The following is a 255-nucleotide window of genomic DNA, read 5'->3' as shown; positions in this document are numbered from 1 at the left end:
TTTTAAAATATTTCTTTTAAAGGATCTTTTGGGCCTGATGGGAATCATATGAGAAGCAAAAAGAACTTTAAGCTCTGCCACCATATCCTCTTTTTTCACATTGCTAAAGAGCAGATTCAAAATTCTGCTTTTCATCAAGCTGTAAGAAAGAGAAGTGTTGACTTTATACCGGTACTTCTTTTTTGTATCAGCCTCAGTAAGCTCCTGTTCTAGTTCTCTGACAATAAGGGTCTGTATATTGCTCACAAGCAGAGT

1 protein-coding gene is annotated in these 255 nt (G+C 36.1%); it reads right to left on the bottom strand.

Features of this window, described 5'->3' with window-relative positions; translation table 11 throughout:
- Window positions 1-255: hypothetical protein (locus AC3WV0_RS18180; RefSeq protein WP_488847495.1), on the bottom strand; the 255-nt coding region annotated here is incomplete at both ends.

It is taken from the genome of Chryseobacterium sp. 27AL (assembly GCF_057815395.1).
This window is presented reverse-complemented; position numbering and strand designations above follow the sequence as displayed.